Annotated in this window: 17 protein-coding genes; 14 read left to right on the top strand and 3 right to left on the bottom strand. The window is 68.1% G+C overall.

Going from position 1 to position 17,919, the window contains the following annotated elements; all coding sequences use genetic code 11:
• Positions 1 to 69 precede the first annotated feature (69 nt).
• Positions 70 to 1,281: an MFS transporter gene (locus FDA38_RS00375; RefSeq protein WP_233714435.1), complete on the top strand. Its 1,212-nt coding sequence runs from the start codon at positions 70 to 72 to the stop codon at positions 1,279 to 1,281.
• Here FDA38_RS00375 and FDA38_RS00380 read toward each other — a convergent pair.
• The gene (locus tag FDA38_RS00380; protein WP_137252080.1) at positions 1,164 to 1,757 is read right to left on the bottom strand and encodes a dihydrofolate reductase family protein; all 594 of its coding nucleotides are present in this window, start codon (positions 1,755 to 1,757) and stop codon (positions 1,164 to 1,166) included. The two genes, FDA38_RS00375 and FDA38_RS00380, sit on opposite strands and share 118 nt — an antisense overlap.
• A 34-nt stretch (positions 1,758 to 1,791) precedes the next feature.
• Positions 1,792 to 2,115, bottom strand: coding sequence for an ArsR/SmtB family transcription factor (locus FDA38_RS00385; RefSeq protein ID WP_130445872.1), 324 nt, complete (start codon positions 2,113 to 2,115; stop codon positions 1,792 to 1,794).
• A gap of 231 nt (positions 2,116 to 2,346) precedes the next feature.
• On the opposite strand from FDA38_RS00385, the gene FDA38_RS00390 reads away from it, so the two are divergent.
• Positions 2,347 to 3,615, top strand: coding sequence for an aspartate kinase (locus tag FDA38_RS00390; RefSeq protein WP_137252081.1), 1,269 nt, complete (start codon positions 2,347 to 2,349; stop codon positions 3,613 to 3,615).
• Positions 3,612 to 4,718: an aspartate-semialdehyde dehydrogenase gene (locus tag FDA38_RS00395; RefSeq protein WP_202877510.1), complete on the top strand. Its 1,107-nt coding sequence runs from the start codon at positions 3,612 to 3,614 to the stop codon at positions 4,716 to 4,718. The genes FDA38_RS00390 and FDA38_RS00395 overlap by 4 nt, the downstream gene beginning before the upstream one ends.
• 51 nt (positions 4,719 to 4,769) lie before the next feature.
• Here FDA38_RS00395 and FDA38_RS00400 read toward each other — a convergent pair whose 3' ends face one another.
• Positions 4,770 to 5,759 (bottom strand): helix-turn-helix domain-containing protein, encoded by a 990-nt coding sequence (locus FDA38_RS00400; protein ID WP_137252082.1) that lies wholly within the window; start codon positions 5,757 to 5,759, stop codon positions 4,770 to 4,772.
• 1,200 nt (positions 5,760 to 6,959) lie between these two features.
• Between FDA38_RS00400 and FDA38_RS00405 the strand changes: the two genes are divergently transcribed.
• Genes FDA38_RS00405 through FDA38_RS00455 form a run of 11 tightly spaced genes read left to right on the top strand, consistent with a single transcriptional unit; the run spans position 6,960 to position 17,903 of the window.
• The gene (locus FDA38_RS00405) at positions 6,960 to 7,826 is read left to right on the top strand and encodes an ABC transporter permease (RefSeq protein ID WP_137252083.1); all 867 of its coding nucleotides are present in this window, start codon (positions 6,960 to 6,962) and stop codon (positions 7,824 to 7,826) included.
• A complete protein-coding gene (locus FDA38_RS00410; RefSeq protein ID WP_233714436.1) occupies positions 7,813 to 8,631 on the top strand; it encodes an ABC transporter ATP-binding protein in 819 nt (272 codons plus the stop codon). Before FDA38_RS00405 ends, FDA38_RS00410 begins: the two co-directional genes overlap by 14 nt.
• Before the next feature lie 3 nt (positions 8,632 to 8,634).
• Complete coding sequence (locus tag FDA38_RS00415; RefSeq protein WP_137252084.1) at positions 8,635 to 9,729, top strand: glycosyltransferase; 1,095 nt, start codon at positions 8,635 to 8,637, stop codon at positions 9,727 to 9,729.
• On the top strand, positions 9,726 to 11,048 hold the full coding sequence (locus FDA38_RS00420) for a glycosyltransferase (protein WP_233714437.1): 1,323 nt from the start codon (positions 9,726 to 9,728) through the stop codon (positions 11,046 to 11,048). Before FDA38_RS00415 ends, FDA38_RS00420 begins: the two co-directional genes overlap by 4 nt.
• Positions 11,045 to 11,749 (top strand): hypothetical protein, encoded by a 705-nt coding sequence (locus FDA38_RS00425; RefSeq protein ID WP_137252085.1) that lies wholly within the window; start codon positions 11,045 to 11,047, stop codon positions 11,747 to 11,749. Before FDA38_RS00420 ends, FDA38_RS00425 begins: the two co-directional genes overlap by 4 nt.
• A complete protein-coding gene (locus FDA38_RS00430; RefSeq protein ID WP_137252086.1) occupies positions 11,742 to 12,935 on the top strand; it encodes a hypothetical protein in 1,194 nt (397 codons plus the stop codon). The genes FDA38_RS00425 and FDA38_RS00430 overlap by 8 nt, the downstream gene beginning before the upstream one ends.
• Positions 12,932 to 13,543, top strand: a complete 612-nt coding sequence (locus FDA38_RS00435) for an acyltransferase (RefSeq protein WP_137252087.1) — start codon at positions 12,932 to 12,934, stop codon at positions 13,541 to 13,543. The genes FDA38_RS00430 and FDA38_RS00435 overlap by 4 nt, the downstream gene beginning before the upstream one ends.
• Positions 13,540 to 14,631, top strand: coding sequence for a DegT/DnrJ/EryC1/StrS family aminotransferase (locus tag FDA38_RS00440; protein WP_137254034.1), 1,092 nt, complete (start codon positions 13,540 to 13,542; stop codon positions 14,629 to 14,631). The genes FDA38_RS00435 and FDA38_RS00440 overlap by 4 nt, the downstream gene beginning before the upstream one ends.
• A gap of 2 nt (positions 14,632 to 14,633) precedes the next feature.
• Entirely contained in the window at positions 14,634 to 15,635 is a 1,002-nt protein-coding gene (locus FDA38_RS00445; RefSeq protein WP_137252088.1) for a Gfo/Idh/MocA family protein, read from the top strand.
• Between the two features lie 2 nt (positions 15,636 to 15,637).
• The gene (gene wecB / locus FDA38_RS00450) at positions 15,638 to 16,690 is read left to right on the top strand and encodes a non-hydrolyzing UDP-N-acetylglucosamine 2-epimerase (RefSeq protein WP_137252089.1); all 1,053 of its coding nucleotides are present in this window, start codon (positions 15,638 to 15,640) and stop codon (positions 16,688 to 16,690) included.
• A 4-nt stretch (positions 16,691 to 16,694) separates the two neighbouring features.
• On the top strand, positions 16,695 to 17,903 hold the full coding sequence (locus FDA38_RS00455) for an acyltransferase family protein (RefSeq protein WP_137252090.1): 1,209 nt from the start codon (positions 16,695 to 16,697) through the stop codon (positions 17,901 to 17,903).
• Positions 17,904 to 17,919 lie beyond the last annotated feature (16 nt).

The raw sequence follows: 17,919 nt of genomic DNA on the forward strand, positions 1-17,919 counted from the left end.
CCACCGACAAAACGAGATAGGGAGAATTCCCGAAGCGGTGGCCGACGATGTCAGGAAAGAATGCACCTTATGGACCTGTCGGCGTACCGCGATCTCTGGAAGACCCACGGCGTGGTGGCGCTCCTGGCCTCGGCGCTGGTCGCGCGGATGCCGGTGCTGGCGACGATGGTCCCGTTGTCGTTCCTGGCGAAGGACGCCGCCGGCAACTTCGGCTGGGCCGGTGTGGTCGCCGGCGCCTACTCCGTCGGTACTGCGGTCGCCAGCGTGGTCTGGTCACGCATGGCCGACCGCAAGGGCGCACGCAAGGTCGTCATCGGCACAGGTATGGCCTGGGGCCTGTGGATGGCAGTGCTCGCGCTGATGCCGTACAGCTGGTACCGACTGCTCCCGATCGCCGCCGTGCTGGCCGGTGTGTTCGTCTCACCGGTCACCTCGGCCCTGCGCGCCAACTGGCCGCGGATAGTCCACGGCTCTCGTCTGCGAGCGGTCTACTCGCTGGACGCCACCGCGCAGGAGCTCCTGTTCGTCTTCGGCCCGATGCTCGGCGCACTGATGGTCAGCTTCGCCAGTCCGCGTGCCGGCCTCCTGGCGTGCGCAGTTACAGCAGCAGGAGCCATCTGGTGGTTCGGTATGAACCAGCGGACCGACGTACCGCACGACGAGACCGCCGGACCGCGTCCTACCGCCTGGCAGCTGATCTTCCACTCGCACCGCACGCCGATCCTGCTCGCCTGGGCCTGTCTGGTGATGGGGTTCGCGTCGATGTCGCTAGGCATGGTCGCCGTGGCCGATGAACACGGCAACCGTTTGATTGCAGGCATTCTCGAGACTGTGGCCGCAGTGGGCAGTGTCACCGGCGGCATCATCAACGGCGCCCTCCCCGGCGGTCGCACGTCGGCAGTGTGGCGGCGGATGCTGGCGTTCACCGCGCTGGTGACGGTCTGCATCTTCGCCACGTCGTCCGTCCTCGCATTGGCGGTGGCGATGTTCGCAACGGGCTGCATGATCGCACCGACCGTCGCAGCGCTCTATGAGCGCGTAGGCGCACTCACACCGACCGCCGCGCACACCGAGATCTTCGGCTGGACGCAGAGCGGTGGCATGGTCGGATCCGCGATCGGCTCCGCTGTCGCCGGTGCGGTGGTCGAGGCGTTCGGCGTTCGCTACGCGTGGGTCCTGACGGCCGGCCTCGCCGTACTCGCGACCCTGTCCCTGCTCCGTGTGCCGCCCCATCGACCGGCCGAGACAAGCGCAGTGGAGGGTACGGCGGTTGCCGCGTAGCGCACGCGGTAGTTCGCCTCGAGTACGCCGCCATCCCGCGCGCACATCGAGATCAGTCGCAGCGGACGGCGATCCAGCAGCATGCCCCGACCCGCAGCGATCGGGTGGATGAGCAGCGAGACCTCGTCGATCAGACGCCACCGCAACAGCGAGCGGACCAGCGACAGACTGCCGATCACATGCAGGTCGTCGCCGGGCACGGACTTCAAGGCAGCCAGCACGCGGCGAGTGTCGCCCAGAAGCATCTCGGTGCCGGGCCGGGCGACCACCGGACGGGATCCGATCACGAGGTTCCGGGTGTGCTCCAGCCCGGTCAGCGTTCCGGCGTACCGCTCGAACGTCTTGCGGCCGAGCAGCACGGTTCCGGCCCCGGTGACCAATTCTCCGAGGGCCGGCTGGGGGTCGGACAGCCACTGCTCCGGCCGTTCGACGATTCCATCTTCGGACATGCACAGCCTGGCGACGATGTTCCGCATACCAAGCCTGATGCAGGTGACGGCCCGAAGGTTGTCAGTCTTTCCGGCGGCCGCGGTGCAGTTCGGTCTCGAGGGCGTCGAGCCGGTTGATCCAGAACTTGCGGTACCGGTCCAGCCAGGTGTCGATCTCGCGCAGCGGGCCGGGGTCCACGGCGTACAGCCGCCGGGTGCCGTCGACGGTCACGGTCGCGAACCCGTTGTCGCGCAGTACCCGCAGATGCTGCGAGACGGCAGGCTGGCTGATGCCGAACTCCGCGCCGATCGTGCCGGCGATACTGCCGGCCGGCAGCTCGCCGTCGGCGAGCAGTTCAAGGATCCGGCGCCGGACCGGATCGCCGAGGATGTCGAACGCGTGCACCGGACAAGTATTTCAGCGATGACTTATATGAACAAGTCACCGGAGGGTTTGCGGTTGGCGACGACCCGGCGCGGGGAACCTTCCGGTACTGACAGTGATCTGCCGGACGGGGCAGCTCGGGTGATGGTCGGCCGGTAGGCAACGGTCAGGTCACGGCTAGAATGACCGCGAGACTACGCCTGGTGCAACGCCGCACGGCGTACCGCAACCAGTGGTTTGAGGAGAAACACTGTGGGACGCGTCGTACACAAGTACGGCGGTTCTTCGGTCGCCGACGCCGATTGCATCAAGCGCGTGGCCCAACGGATCGTCGCGACAAAGAAGGCCGGGAACGACGTCGTAGTGGTGATCTCCGCCATGGGCGACACCACCGACGAACTGATGGACCTGGCCCAGCAGGTCTCTCCGCTGCCCCCGCCGCGCGAGCTGGACATGCTGCTCACCTCGGGTGAGCGGATCTCCGCCGCGCTGCTGGCGATGGCGATCGCCAACCTCGGGTACGAGGCCCGCAGCTTCACCGGTTCGCAGGCCGGTGTGATCACGACGTCCGCGCACGGTAACGCGCGCATCATCGACATCACCCCGGGCCGGATCGAGGGTGCCCTCGGCGAGGGCCATATCGCGATCGTGGCCGGTTTCCAGGGCGTGGCCCAGGACACCAAGGACATCACCACGATGGGCCGCGGCGCGTCCGACACGACCGCGGTGGCGCTGGCTGCCGCGCTCGAGGCGGACTACTGCGAGATCTACACCGACGTGGACGGCATCTTCACCGCGGACCCGCGGATCGTGCCGGCCGCCAAGCACATCCCGAAGATCTCCTACGAGGAGATGCTCGAGATGGCCGCCTGCGGCGCCAAGGTGCTCCACCTGCGCTGCGTCGAGTACGCGCGGCGCTACAACGTCCCCGTCCACGTGCGTTCCTCCTTCTCGCAGAAGGAAGGCACCTGGGTCGTCGATGCCAAGGAAATGGATGAGATGGAACAGGCGATAATCTCCGGCGTGGTCCAGGACCGCAACGAGGCCAAGATCACGGTCGTCGGCGTACCGGACAAGCCGGGTGAGGCGGCCCGGATCTTCGAGACGGTCGCCGGCGCCGAGACCAACATCGACATGATCGTGCAGAACGTCTCGGCGGTCGCCACCAACCGCACCGACATCTCGTTCACGCTGCCCCGCGTCGACGGCGCCCGGGCGATGTCCGCCCTGGCCCGGATGAAGGACGAGGTGGGCTACGAGCAGTTGCTGTACGACGACCAGATCGGCAAGGTCTCGGTCGTCGGTGTCGGAATGCGCTCGCACCCGGGCGTTTCGGCGAAGTTCTTCTCCGCGCTGGCCGACGCCGGCGTGAACATCGAGATGATCTCCACCTCGGAGATCCGGATCTCGGTGGTCGTGGACGAGAACCTGGTGGATGCTGCCGTGACCGCGGCGCACACCGCATTCGATCTGGACGACGAGCACACCCAGGCTGTCGTGTACGGAGGAACTGGACGGTGACCCCTGTGAGCGCTGTGGAGAACACGATCGAGGACCGGGCGGGCCTGCCATCGCTGGCGGTGGTCGGTGCGACCGGAGCCGTCGGGTCGGTGATGCTGACCCTGCTCTCGACCAGGGAGAACGTCTGGGGAGAGATCCGGCTGATCGCGTCCGAGCGCTCCGCGGGTAAGCGGCTGAAGGTCCGCGGCGAGGAGGTCGAGGTCGTCGCGATCAGCGAGGACGCCTTCGACGGTATCGACGTGGCGATGTTCGACGTACCGGACGAGGTGTCCGCGCACTGGGCGCCGATCGCGGCCGCCAAGGGCGCGGTCGTGGTGGACAACTCGGGCGCGTTCCGGATGGACCCGGATGTCCCGCTGGTGGTCCCGGAGGTGAACGCCGAAGCGGCCCGGAACCGGCCGAAGGGCATCATCTCCAACCCGAACTGCACGACGCTGTCGATGATCGTGGCGATGGGCGCGCTGCACCACCGCTACGAGCTCGAGCAGCTCGTCGTCGCGTCGTACCAGGCCGCGTCCGGTGCGGGCCAGGCCGGTATCGACGCGCTGTACGACCAGCTGACGAAGGTGTCCGGCAACCGCGAGCTCGGCAGCTCGCCGGGCGACGTACGGCGGGTTGTCGGCAACGACCTCGGCCCGTTCCCGGCGCCGCTCGCGCTGAACGTCGTACCGTGGGCCGGCTCGCTCAAGGACGACGGCTGGTCGTCGGAGGAGCTGAAGGTCCGCAACGAGTCGCGCAAGATCCTCGGCCTGCCGGACCTGAAGGTGTCCGCGACCTGTGTGCGGGTCCCGGTCGTCACCACGCACTCGTTGTCGGTGCACGCGCGGTTCGTCCAGGAGGTCGACGCCGACGGCGCCCGAGAGGTACTGCGGGACGCTCCCGGCGTACTGCTGTTCGACAACCCGGCCGAGGGCGAGTTCCCGACGCCGGCCGATGTCGTCGGCACCGACCCGACCTGGGTCGGCCGGATCCGCAAGTCCCTCGACGACCCGAACGAGCTCGAACTGTTCGTCTGCGGCGACAACCTCCGCAAGGGCGCGGCGCTGAACACCGCGCAGATCGCCGAGGTCGTCGCTAAGGAGTTCGCGCCGGCAAAGGCGTAGAAGAACGGTCGAAGGCCCGCACAGCGCTGCTGTGCGGGCCTTCTGCGCGTTCTAGAGCCAGTTCTCGCGAGCCGCGTGCAGGGCGAGCTGGAAGCGGGTGCTGGCGCCGGTGCGGTTCATCAGGCGTTCGAGGTACCGGAAGAACGTGCGGCGGCTGATGCCGAGCGTGCGGGCGATGGTGTCGTCCGCGGCGCCGGTGGCCAGCAGCGCGAGCAGGCGGCGCTCGATCGGCTCCAGGCGGTCGTCCTCGGTGCCGACCGAGGCGTGCAGCGGCAGCGCGTTGCGCCAGCACAGCTCGAACATCCCGATCAGCGCCGACAGCAGGCTGCTCGGCCGGATGATCAGCAGCGACCGGTTCACGTCGGTGTCGCGCGCCGACATCGACACGAACGCGATCGAGCCGTCGATGATCGTCAGCTTCGCCGGTACGTCGGGCAGCACCCGCGCCTGCTCGCCGGCCTCCACGCACGGGAGGATGTTCTCGGTCAGGTACCCGGGCACCTCGACCGACTCGGGCGAGTAGACGATCCGGTACGAGACGCCGCGCCGGAGGTGCTCGATCTCCTCCTGGTTCGGGCCGCCGATGTAGTACGGCGGGGAGTCGATCGCCAGGATCTCGCGCTGCACACCGCCCTTGATCTGGTGGATCCGCTCGACGATCGCGCTGCCGGTGACGACCTCGATCAGGTGCGTGGTCGACTCGTTGTGCACGGTACGGCGGAACTCGTCGTACGCGTTCAGGACCTCGATCCGGGCCTGCTTCAGCTCGGACTCCCGGCGCAGCGTCATCGCCTCCAGGCCCGCGTCCGGGGGCACCGGAAGGTAGCGGGAGTGGTCCGAGCCGGAACGGCGGGCCAGACCGGCCTGCACGAGTCCGCTCAGGATGGAGTCGATCGAGCGTTCCCGGTCCGGGACCGCCTCATCCAGTTCGGTGATCGACGACGGTCCGGTCCGCAGCAGATGCTGGTAGACCTCGATCTCGTCGTCGTTGAGCCCGAGCACCTTCAAATGGTCGGCACGCTCCGTGTCCGTAGTGCTCACAACGCTCCCCTCCCTTCCCAGTGCTGTCACCGTCCGCTACCGTCCCTCAAGCGTAGATGGGGCGGTCCAATGCCGTCGGCACGTTCCGTGTCGACGTGTATGCGCCCAGCGATATTTGTTGTCCGATCAACATTCTTGTGCCGTGTCACCATCTGGCCACCATTTCTGCGCAGTTGTGAGCGAGAATTGAGGTCCAGCAGCCCGGCGACGGACCACCTGAGCGCCGCCGGGCTGCTGTTCCAATTCTGGCCCGAGTTGGCTGTCTCGTCAGCGGAGCCTGTTTCGGTTGGGTCTCGATCCCGGCGCATCGGTGCCCTCGCACTTCCGTGCCATCACCGGCTGTGCTGAAGGGTGTACAAACTGTGGCATCTCCAATCGTGAGGCCGATCAGGAGGAGAGCCCGATGCGACCGGTTCCGCCGTGTGCCGCCGCCCCTCGTGTCGGTGCTGCCGTCCCCAGCGCGCTGGCATCTTTGCAGGGATTCCAGCTAGCGCTGTCCTCCGCCGGCCTCCGGTCCCTCCCCACACCAGCTGCGCGCACCTGCCGGCGTCCGCAGCCGCTCTGGGGACGGACCAGAGGTGCGATGACCGCCGCCCTGGTCATCGTGCCGGTTGATCCGGCACGGCCCGCGTCCGCTTCCGCCCAGCGCGGACGCCGCCCCGGATCGATGGTGGAACCCCGGGAGGTGCAGACCGGTGCTCCGTGGATGGTGAGGCTGTCCATGGGGAGCGCGGATGTGATGTTGCGCGTCACGTCCTCCGTCCGGCTCGCTCCGGCCAGGAAGCATCTTCCGGGGTCCTGCCGATAACACCCGTCCCCTGTGACCACAGCAGTCACGGGACCGGTGTGGCAGGTCACGTCAACTTCGCATCGGTGCGTAGCGTCGTACCTGATGAATTGACGGCGATTTGACTTGGCTGCAAGGCGTTTTGGTCGGTGCCGCCTGTCAAATGTATATTCCGGATAACGATCGGCGAAGGACGACTCAGGTGTTGCTGACGCAGTGTCGTACGGGGTTTCGTAGCCGTCTGTACGTCGTTGCTCACTAAGGAGGACCGCTGTGTCGTCGGCGTTGAAGCCGATCCGCTACTCTGCTTCCCGGTCTGCGTGGCACGCCGCCGTACCCCGGGCGGCAGTCGCCGAAACCCAGGTGCTCGGCCACGTGGATCCAACTTTCCGGCAGAGAGAGGCGTCGCCTGAATGAACGCGACTAGCGTCGACGAGGAGTTCAACCCGTCGGTGCACGTGTACGAACCACACCGGGTCGGCCTGCCGGCCCTGCGCCCGTACTTCAAGGCGCTGTGGCAGCGGAGAGAGTTCGCAGCGGAGATGTCCCGGACCAACATCCGGGGTGCGCACACGAACACCTTCTTCGGCCAGGTGTGGCTGGTGCTGAACCCGCTGTTGCTCGCCTTGGTCTATTACCTGCTCACCGACATCATCGCCGGTGGCGCAACGAAGGTGGACGCCGGACTGCGGTTCGCTCACATGTGCGGCGGCCTGTTCGCCTTCTACTACTTCTCGGGTGCGATGACGGCCGGTGCGGCCAGCGTGGTCGGCGGCGGCAAGCTGCTGATGAACCAGTCGTTCCCGCGGATGTTGCTCCCGCTGTCCGCAGTGCGGACGGCGTTCTTCCGCTTCCTGCCGACGCTGGTCGTGTATCTCGCGATCCACGTCATCGTGGGGCTGAAGCTGCACTGGCAGATGCTGCTGGCACCGGTGTTCCTGGTGCTGCTGACGATCTTCGCCGCAGGCATGGGAATGATCTTCGCCGCCCTGCAGGTGTACTTCCGCGACACCACCAGCTTCCTGCCGTACTTCGTGCGCATCTGGCTGTACATGTCACCGGTGCTCTGGTTCGCCGAGCAGGCGCCGGCGAAGTTCAAGGGCTTCATCCAGTACAACCCGCTGTACTCGCTGCTGGGTGGCTGGACCGACCTGCTCGTCAAGGGCCACATCCCCGAGTGGAAGATGTGGGCCGGCGCCGTGGTGTTCGCGCTCGCCGCGTTCGTGATCGGCTCGTTGTTCTTCATGTCGAGGGAGCGTGAGTTCGTTGTCCGTCTCTGAGACCGAGAAGAAGCCGATGCAGAAGAGCCCGTCGGACATCCCCGCCGTCAAGGTGCAGGACGTGTCGATCACCTACCGGACCACGTTCGAGCGGGTGCCGACCTTCAAGAGCGCGATCATCCGGCTCGGCCGCGGCGAGCGGGCGGTCCGCGAGGTCAAGGCCGTCCAGAACGTGTCCTTCGACGTCAACCACGGCACCACGATCGGCATCATCGGCGCGAACGGCGCCGGCAAGTCGACGCTGATGCGGGCGGTGGCCGGCATCCTGCCGCCGACGTCGGGCCGGATCGAGGTGCACGGCCGGGTCTCCACGCTGCTGTCGCTGGGCGTCGGCTTCAACGCCGCGCTGTCCGGCAAGGAGAACGTGGTGCTGGGCGGCCTGGCGGCCGGCCTGAGCCGCAAGGAGATCGAGGCCCGGTACGAGGAGATCGCCGAGTTCGCCGAGCTCGGTGACTTCATGGAGATGCCGATGCGGACGTACTCGTCCGGCATGTTCAGCCGGCTGGCGTTCTCCGTCGCGGTGCACATGGACCCCGACATCCTGCTGATCGACGAGGCGCTGTCCGCCGGTGACGCGTCGTTCAAGTCCAAGGCCGCGGCCAAGATGGGCGAACTGGTCTCGAACAGCCGGACCATGTTCCTGGTCAGTCACGCGATGAGCAGCGTGCGCGAGATGTGCAACGACTGCATCTGGCTGCACAAGGGCAAGCTGATGATGCGTGGCGAGCCCAACGAGGTCATCCAGGCCTACACGAAGTTCCTGCAGGTCGGCGAAGCGGAATCCGTCTCACTCGAGGACCTCTGACCAATGTCACGCAGCACGGCGCCGGACGTGGGGATCATCACGACCGGTCACGACGTCGCCGACGCGCGCCTGCACAAGATCACCGCGGCCCTGCAGCAGCGCGACCTCACGGTCGAGCTCTGGGGCCTGGGTGAGGCCAGTGGCGGGCCCGCGGGCGCGGTCGTGCACGCCGGACCGCGCGGCACGATGGTGCAGCGGCTGGCCCGGACCGCCGTACTGCCGTGGCGGACCAAGGCGAAGGTGGTGATGACGGTCGATCCGGACATGATCCCGATCGCCCGTCTCGTCACCGGCCTGCGGCGGCGCAAGCTCGTCGTCGATGTCCACGAGGACTATGAGCGACTGCTGGCCGACCGGGCCTGGGCCAAGGGCCCTGCCGGTCTGCCGGCCCGGCTGATCGTCCGCGCCGGGTCGAAGCTGGCCGCGGGCGCCGACCTCACGGTCGTCGCCGACTCGCACCTGGCACCGCACCACGCCAAGCACCGCCTGGTGGTGCAGAACCTTCCTGACCACGGCTTCCTGGCCCCGGCCCCGGCGACCGGCGCACCGCGCGCTGTGTACGTCGGTGACCTGCGCGAGAGCCGTGGACTCTTCGACATGGTCGAGACCGTCGCCGCGGCGCCGGAGTGGTCTCTCGACCTGGTCGGCCCGGTCGCACCGTCGGACCGGGAGCGGCTGGAGGCCCGGATCGAGGAGCCCGAGCTGGCCGGCCGTGTCCGGTTGCACGGGCGCCAGCCACCCGCGGACGCCTGGCGGATCGCGCAGGGTGCCTGGGCGAGCCTGGCCATGCTGCAGCCGACCCCGGCGTTCATCGAAGCGATGCCGTCCAAGATCTACGAGTACCTCGCCAGCGGTCTTCCCGTGCTGTCCACCCGGCTGCCCCGGCAGACCCGGGTGATCGAGGAGTCCGGTGGCGGAGTCCTGGTGGACTCGGTGGCGGAGGCCGCCGAGACCTTGCGGCGCTGGTCCGCGGACCCCGGTGAGCTGGAGAAGTTGCACGACCATGCACTGCAGTGGGCGGCGGAACATCTGCCCACGACCACGCCGTACGACGACCTGGCCGACGCGATTCTCAAACTGCTAAAGGGAAGTGCATGACCGACCGCCCTCACCTGTTGTACGTCGCCTGGGGCTTCCCGCCCTGCCGGGGCGGCGGTGTCTACCGGGCACTGGCCACGGCCAACCGGTTCGCCGCGCTCGGCTGGAAGGTGACCGTGCTGACGGCCGACCGCGACACCTTCTTCCGGTTCACCGGTGCGGACCTGACCCTCGAGGAGCGGGTCGACCCCTCCGTCGAGGTTGTCCGGGTGCCGTTCGAGTGGCCGATCCTCGAAGCCGATCTGCGCAAGTGGTCCAAGCGCCGGGCGCAGAACCCGAAGCTGTGGAGCAAGTGGCGCACCAAGCAGGACCAGATCCCGTTCCCGGAGACCGGGTACGGGCCCTGGCGCTCGGTGATCGAGAAGGCCGCCGAGCAGATCCACAAGGCGAACAAGGTGGACCTGACCGTCGCCACCGCGAACCCGCATGTCGCGTTCACCGCGGCGTACCACCTGCACAAGAAGTTCCAGGTGCCGTACGTGATGGACTACCGCGACGCGTGGCTGCTGGACGTGTTCACCGGCGACCGGCTGCACGAGCCGAACAGCCGGGCGGCCAAGTGGGAGAAGAAGCTGGTCGAGTCCGCTCGCGAGGTCTGGTTCGTGAACGACCCGATCAAGGAGTGGCACGAGAAGCTCTACCCGGCGCAGGCGTCGAAGATGCACACGGTCGCGAACGGGTTCGACCCCGACCTGGTGCCGGACACCGCCGACCGTGGCGCGGTCACCGATCGCCCGCTGGTCTTCGGGTACGTCGGGACGGTGTCGCCGAAGGTGCCGCTGGCCGAGTTCGTCGAGGGCTGGAAGCTCGCCAAGGAGCAGTCCGAGGAACTGGCCGGCGCAAAGGCCAAGATCCACGGCTACCTCGGGTACTACGCGCAGCCGCGGGCCGACATGCTCGCGACGATCAACAGCGCGGCCGATGCCGGGGTCAGCTACGAGGGGCCGGTCGGCAAGGCCGAGATCGCCAAGGCGTACGACGAGTTCGACGCGCAGCTGCTGATGCTGGGCAAGGGGCGTTACGTCACCAGCGGCAAGGTGTTCGAGTACCTCGCGACCGGCTTGCCGGTGGTGTCGGTGCACGACCCGGAGAACGCGGCGTCCGACGTTCTGCGGGGTCATCCGTTGTGGTTCCCGGTGTCGGACGTGACGCCGGAGGCGATCGCGGCGGCGCTGGTCGAGGCGGCGCACGCGGCGCGGACCGCGGACGAAGGGATCCGGGCGAAGGCGCGTGAGTTCGGTGCGTCGTACCGGCGGGACCTGCAGCTGGATCCGCGGATCGAGTCGCTGGCTGCGTCTGTGAAGGGGGTTGCCGCATGAGCACCGTCGTACTGCTGTCCACGCGTCGTCTTCCGCCGACGTACTTCGACCAGGTCCGCGAGGACCTCGGTGACCAGAACATCACAATCGACGTCGTCGGCTGGGTAGCCCCGTCCGCGTGGGTTGCCGACAAGGTCAACACCTTCACGCTGATCGGCCCGGGTCGCATGCCGGCCCAGCCCGCCCCCGAGCCCGAGGTCGAAGCATCCGACGAAGCCCCGGACGCCGTCATCGCTCCCGAGGCAGTAGCCGCCCCGGAGACCGTGGTTGCCGACGAGGCGAAGATCGCCCCGGCCGCCGCGGAGGTAGCAGCTGCCGCGCCTCAGCCGAAGCCTGCACCGAAGCCCAAGCCGACCGGTGCCAAGCGGGTCGTGAAGGCTGTGGAGTGGCGTGCCCGCAAGGCTCGTAAGGTTGCTGGGCGGATGTTGCCTAAGGCAATTAAGACGTCGGCGCCGGTGAAGTTCATCCGGGGGCAGCGGGCAACCAATGATCTCGGGAAGAACTACTGGGAGCGCGTGCTCAGCCGTCGTGACGTGATGGCGACCATCGACAAGGCGGATGTTGTCGTGGCGCTGGATGCCGGTGCGATCTGGGCCGGCTGGAACCTCGGCCAGCGGAAGGCGAGCACCCCGGTGGTGCTCGGTCTGCCGGCCGCCCGCCGCGAGTTCGACCAGTTGAAGGCACCAGCAGGTAATGGGTGACACGACGACGATGAGTATCCGCGAGCACCTGCCGGCGCCGCTGGCCCGGACCGCGGGAGCGGTCCGGCGGCGGCTGCGGGGCTTGCGGTACTCGTTCGCGCAGCTGCCGGCGTTCCCGCCGGCAGCGACGACGCCGGTGCGGATGTGGGTCGGACCGACCAACTCCGCCGGTCAGGGCAACGCCTGGGCACGGGCCGCCCGGACCGTCGACGGCGTCGACGCGGTCTCGTTCGTCCTGCAGCGCAAGGGGCAGTTCCAGTTCGCAGTCGACTACGGCGTACCGCTGGCATGGTTCGGCCAGCCCCGTTGGCAGCGCGCGCAGCAGCAGCACATCCTGTCGAACTACACGCACGTGATGGTCGAGTCGCTGCGCCCGGTCTTCGGCGCGCGCGGCTACGCGGACGCAACCCCCGACATCGAGGCGATGCTTGCGAAGGGCATCAACGTCTCGCTGCTCTTCCACGGCTCCGACATCCGCCTGCCCAGCCGGCACGCGAAGCGCGAGCAGTGGTCGCCGTTCACCCCGGGTGACGAGCTGACCGAGCGGCTCGAGACGCAGGCCCGCCGGCACGCCGAGCTGGTCGAGTCGCTGAACCTTCCGGTCTTCGTCTCCACGGTCGACCTGCTGGACGACGTACCGAACGCGCACTGGCTTCCGGTCGCGATCGACCCGGTGCCGTGGCAGCAGGCGGCGCGGCCGCTGTTCAGCCACGAGAAGCCCGTCGTTGCTCACGTTCCGTCGAACGCCAAGCTCAAGGGCACCGAGGAGATCGACGCCGTCCTCACCGCACTGCACGAGAGCGGACGGATCGAGTACCGGCGGATCACCGGCGTACCGCACAGCGGCATGCCGGCCGTGATCGGTGACGCCGACATCGTTGTCGACCAACTCCACATCGGCCTGTACGGCGTGGCGGCCGCGGAAGCGCTGGCCGCCGGGCGGATCGTCGTTTCGTACGTCGGTGACGGCGTGCGCCAGCGGGTGCGTAGTCTGGCCGGGCGAGAGGTGCCGATCGTGGAGGCGGATCCCGACACCCTGGGTGAGGTCGTCACCGGTCTGATCGCCGATCGTGACGCCGCCGCCGAGCGGGCGGCCGACGGCCCCGGATTCGTGACGGAGCTGCACGACGGACGCCGCTCGGCCGAAGTACTGAAACCCTGGCTGACCCAGAAGGAGACCCTGTGACGTCCCGCATCGCGCCATCCGCCGACGTCGACGACAGCGCCCAGATCGGCGACGGATCGTCGGTCTGGCACCTCGCGCAGATCCGCGAGAACGCCGTCCTCGGCAAGAACTGCATCGTCGGCCGCGGCGCCTACGTCGGGACCGGGGTCCGGATGGGCGACAACTGCAAGATCCAGAACTACGCGCTGGTGTACGAGCCCGCCTCGCTCGAGGACGGTGTGTTCATCGGACCGGCCGTCGTACTCACCAACGACTACTTCCCGCGCGCGGTGAACCCGGACGGGTCGCCGAAGAGCGGGCACGACTGGGAACCGGTCGGGGTGACGATGAAGGAAGGCTGCTCGCTCGGTGCGCGCAGCGTCTGCGTGGCCCCGGTCACCATCGGCCGCTGGGCTACCGTCGCCGCTGGTGCAGTGGTGACCAAGGACGTGCCAGACTTCGCGCTGGTCGCCGGGGTTCCGGCTCGTCGGCTCAAGTGGGTCGGCAAGGCCGGAGTTCCGCTGCTCTCCGTCGGTGACGGCGAGTGGAAGTGCCCGAACACGGGCGAGATGTACATCGAAACCGACGGGCGGCTGCGGCCGGCCGAAGAAAACCTGGAGGAGAACTGATGGTGCAGCCGATTCCGGCCGCGAAGCCGATCATCGGGAAGGAGGAGCGCGAGGCCGTCGACCGTGTCATGCAGTCCGGCATGCTGGCCCAGGGCCCCGAGGTAGCGGCGTTCGAGCAGGAGTTCGGCGCAGCGCTGGTCTCCGGCCGTGCGTGCGTCGCGACGAACTCGGGCACGTCGGGTCTCCACCTCGGCCTGCTGGCCGCGGGCGTCGGACCGGGTGACGAGGTCATCGTCCCGTCGTTCACCTTCGCCGCGACCGCGAACAGCGTCGCGCTGACCGGCGCCACCCCGGTGTTCGTCGACATCGAGCCGACGTACTTCTGCCTGGACCCGAAGGCGGTCGAGGCAGCGATCACCGAGAAGACCAAGGCCGTCATGCCGGTGCACCTGTTCGGTCACCCGGCCAACATGACCGCTCTGCAGGAGATCGCGGACAAGCACGGCATCCAGATCTACGAGGACGCCGCGCAGGCCCACGGCGCCACCTGGAACGGCGCGCCGGTCGGTACCTTCGGCGAGTTCGCGATGTTCAGCCTGTACCCGACCAAGAACATGACGTCCGGTGAGGGCGGTATGAACTCGGTCGCGAACGCCGAGATCGAGCGCCGGATGCGGCTGTTCCGCAACCAGGGCATGCTCAAGCAGTACGAGAACGAGGTCGTCGGCCTGAACAACCGGATGACCGACCTGCACGCCGCCATCGGCCGCGTGCAGCTGACCAAGGTCGGCGGCTGGACCAAGCAGCGGCAGGAGAACGCGGCCTTCCTGGACGCGAACCTCGCCGGTGTCGGCGTCCCGGCCGTGGCCGCCGAGGCCAGCCACGTGTACCACCAGTACACGATCCGGGTCACCGAGGACCGCGACGGATTCGCGAACGCGCTCCGGACCGAGTACGGCGTCGGCTGCGGCGTGTACTACCCGATCCCGAACCACCGGCTCCCGTCGTTCCAGCGCGAGCTGGACCTGCCGGAGACCGAGAAGGCCGCGGCCGAGGTGCTCTCGCTGCCGGTCCACCCCTCGCTGTCCGAGGATGACCTGAACCGGATCGTGGCCGCGGTGAACACCGTGGCGAAGGCGGGTGCGTGACAATGGCGAACCTGCGTGCGGGCCTGATCGGCCTGGGCATGATGGGACGGCACCACGCTCGCGTGCTGGCCTCCCTCGAGGGCGTCGACCTGGTTGCGGTCGCCGACCCGGGGGGTGACAAGTTCAACGTGGCCGGCGGTCGTCCGGTGCACGAGAACATCGAGCAGCTGATCGGCGAGAACCTCGACTACTGCATGGTCGCGGTGCCGACGCAGTACCACGCCGAGATCGCGAAGGCGCTGGCCGAGGCCGGCGTACACGCGATGATCGAGAAGCCGCTGGCCGGCTCCTCGTCCGAGGCGACCGAGATCGCGAAGGCGTTCGAGGCGGCCGGGCTGGTCGGCGCGGTCGGCCACATCGAGCGGTACAACCCGGCGCTGCAGGCGCTGCGGGTGCGGCTCGAGGCCGGCGAGCTGGGTGACATCTACCAGATCACCACCCGTCGCCAGGGCCCGTTCCCGGCCCGGATCGCCGACGTCGGCGTGGTGCTCGACCTGGCCACCCACGACATCGACCTGACCGCGTGGGTGACGCAGTCGCCGTTCGTCACGGTGTCCGCGCAGAGCGCCCACAAGTCGGGCCGGCAGTACGAGGACCTGATCGCCGTGACCGGCAAGCTGGCCGACGGTACCGTCACCAGCCACCTGGTCAACTGGCTGTCCCCGATGAAGGAGCGGCTCACCGTCGTCACCGGTGAGAAGGGCGCGTTCATCGCCGACACCCTGCTCGCCGACCTGTCCTTCCACGCCAACGGCACGGTTGCCACCGCCTGGGACGACGTCGCGCACTTCCGCGGTGTCAGCGAGGGCGACATGATCCGGTACGCGATCAGCAAGCCGGAGCCGCTGAAGACCGAGCACGAGGCCTTCCGCGACGCCGTACTGGGCAAGGAGGCCGACATCGTCACGCTGCAGCAGGGTCTGCGCACCGTGGCGGTCGCCGAGGCCGTGATCCAGTCGGCTGCCGAGGACCGCACGATCAAGATCGCCGGGGAGTCCGCGTAGTCATGAAGGTTCTGAGTGTTGTCGGGGCTCGCCCACAGTTCGTGAAGCTGGCGCCGGTCGCGGAGGCATTTGCCGCGACCGAGCACCAGCACGTGATCGTGCACACCGGGCAGCACTACGACAAGAACATGTCCGACGTGTTCTTCGCCGACCTGCGCATCCCGGACCCGGACGTCCACCTGGGCGTCGGGTCCGGCAGCCACGGCGTCCAGACCGGCGCGATGCTGGCCGCGATGGACGCCGTACTGGACGAGCACAAGCCGGACTGGGTGCTGGTGTACGGCGACACGAACTCGACGCTCGCCGGCGCCCTGTCCGCGGTGAAGATGCACCTGCCGGTCGCGCACCTCGAGGCCGGCCTGCGCTCGTTCAACCGGCTGATGCCGGAGGAGCACAACCGGGTGCTGACCGACCACGCGGCCGACCTGCTGCTCGCGCCGACCCAGGTGGCGATGGACCACCTGGCGAACGAGGGCCTGACGGACAAGTCGCGCCTGGTCGGCGACGTCATGACCGACGTCTGCTTCCGGGTCCGCGACGCGGTCCAGGACAAGCCGCTCGACCTGCCGTTCAAGCAGGGCGAGTACGTCGTCTCGACCATCCACCGGGCCGAGAACACCGACGACCCGGCGCGACTTGCCGGGATCGTCGACGGTCTGGCCGCGGCCGGCTCGCCGGTGCTGCTGCTGGCCCACCCGCGGCTGGTCGCGAAGTGCGCCGAGCACGGCATCAAGCTCGAGCGTCCGGACGGGTCGCTGCACGTCCGCGAGCCGTTGGCGTACCCGGAGATGGTCTCGGCCGTCCTCGGTTCGGCCGGTGTGGTGACGGACTCCGGCGGTCTCCAGAAGGAGGCCTTCCTGCTCGGCCGGGTGTGCACGACGCTGCGCACCGAGACCGAGTGGGTGGAGACGCTGGAGGACGGGTGGAACGTGTTGACATCCGACGTGAGTAAGCTGCCCGAGTTGGCCGCACGGCCGGCTCCCACGGGGGAACGCCCGATGCCCTACGGCGACGGCCACGCTGCTGAGCGTGTCGTTGCCACTCTCGCGGAGTAACTACATGACGAAGGCCGCCGAAGAGAACCAGACGCCGTCGACCCAGGAGCTGCCTGGGTCGACAGATGTGGGGACCCCGCCGCCCGGCGCGCCGTTCAGTGCCTTCCCCGGGGAGTCCGGTACACCGCCGGCTTCCCGCAGCGGACGGCTACCACGAGTCGAGTCGCTCACCGGCCTGCGCTGGTGGGCGGCCTTCTTCGTGTTCTGCCACCACATGACCAACCTGGCGCCGCTGCCGATCTACGACTTCCTGAAGTACGGCACCTCCGGGGTCACGTTCTTCTTCGTGCTGTCCGGTTTCGTGCTCACCTGGTCTGCCCAGAAGGGCACGAAGATCCGGACGTTCTACCGGCGCCGGTTCGCCCGGATCTTCCCGCTGTACTTCCTCACGCTGGTCGCGGCGTTCTTCGTCTTCTACCGGGCCGACCCGCCCGCCGGGATGTCGTGGATCAAGCCGATCTCGGTGGGCGTGCTGGTGCTGTCGCTGTTCCTGGTGCACGGCTGGTCGAACAACCCGACCATCCTGTACGGCGGAAACCCGGCGGGCTGGACGCTGTCGGTCGAGGCGTTCTTCTACGCCTACTTCCCGTTCGTCTGGCGGGCCACGCAGCGGTTGAAGACGACCGGCGGCCTGATCCTGTGCGTCACGGTGATCGTGGCCGGCGGCGCCTATCGATTGGCGTTGTTCCATTACAAGGACGTCGTACCGATCCTGCCGCAACCGGTCCTGCATTCGGTCGCTTTCCTGTTCGGTATCGGTCTGGCGATCTCGCTGCGGTCGGGCTGGAAGCCGCGGATCCCGGTGTGGTTCGCGTTCCTGGTCACCGGCGGCGGCCTCTATATCCTCTGGTACTCCGGTGCGCACCCGGCGAACTTCCCGGGCGCGGTCACCATGGGCCTGTGCCAGAAGGAGATCCTGACCTTCCTGTACGGCTTCCTGATCCTCGCGGTCGCGGCCCGCGACACCCGCGGCGGCCGGTCGCTGCTGCGCAGCAAGCCGATGGTCGCGCTCGGCCAGTGGTCCTACGCCTTCTACCTCGTGCACGCCACGATCCTGTACGCGATCAAGGAGCAGCACGGTGTGGCCGGCCCGATCGGCTGGTCCAACCTGACGTGGTACGCCGGTGTCCTCGTCATCTCGATCATTGCCTCGTGGCTGCTCTTCAAGTTCGTCGAGCACCCGCTGGAACGGAAGCTCCGGGGCCCCCGATGAAGAATCACTACCTAGT

This window comes from Kribbella jiaozuonensis, assembly GCF_005233875.1.
Lineage (GTDB): Bacteria > Actinomycetota > Actinomycetes > Propionibacteriales > Kribbellaceae > Kribbella > Kribbella jiaozuonensis.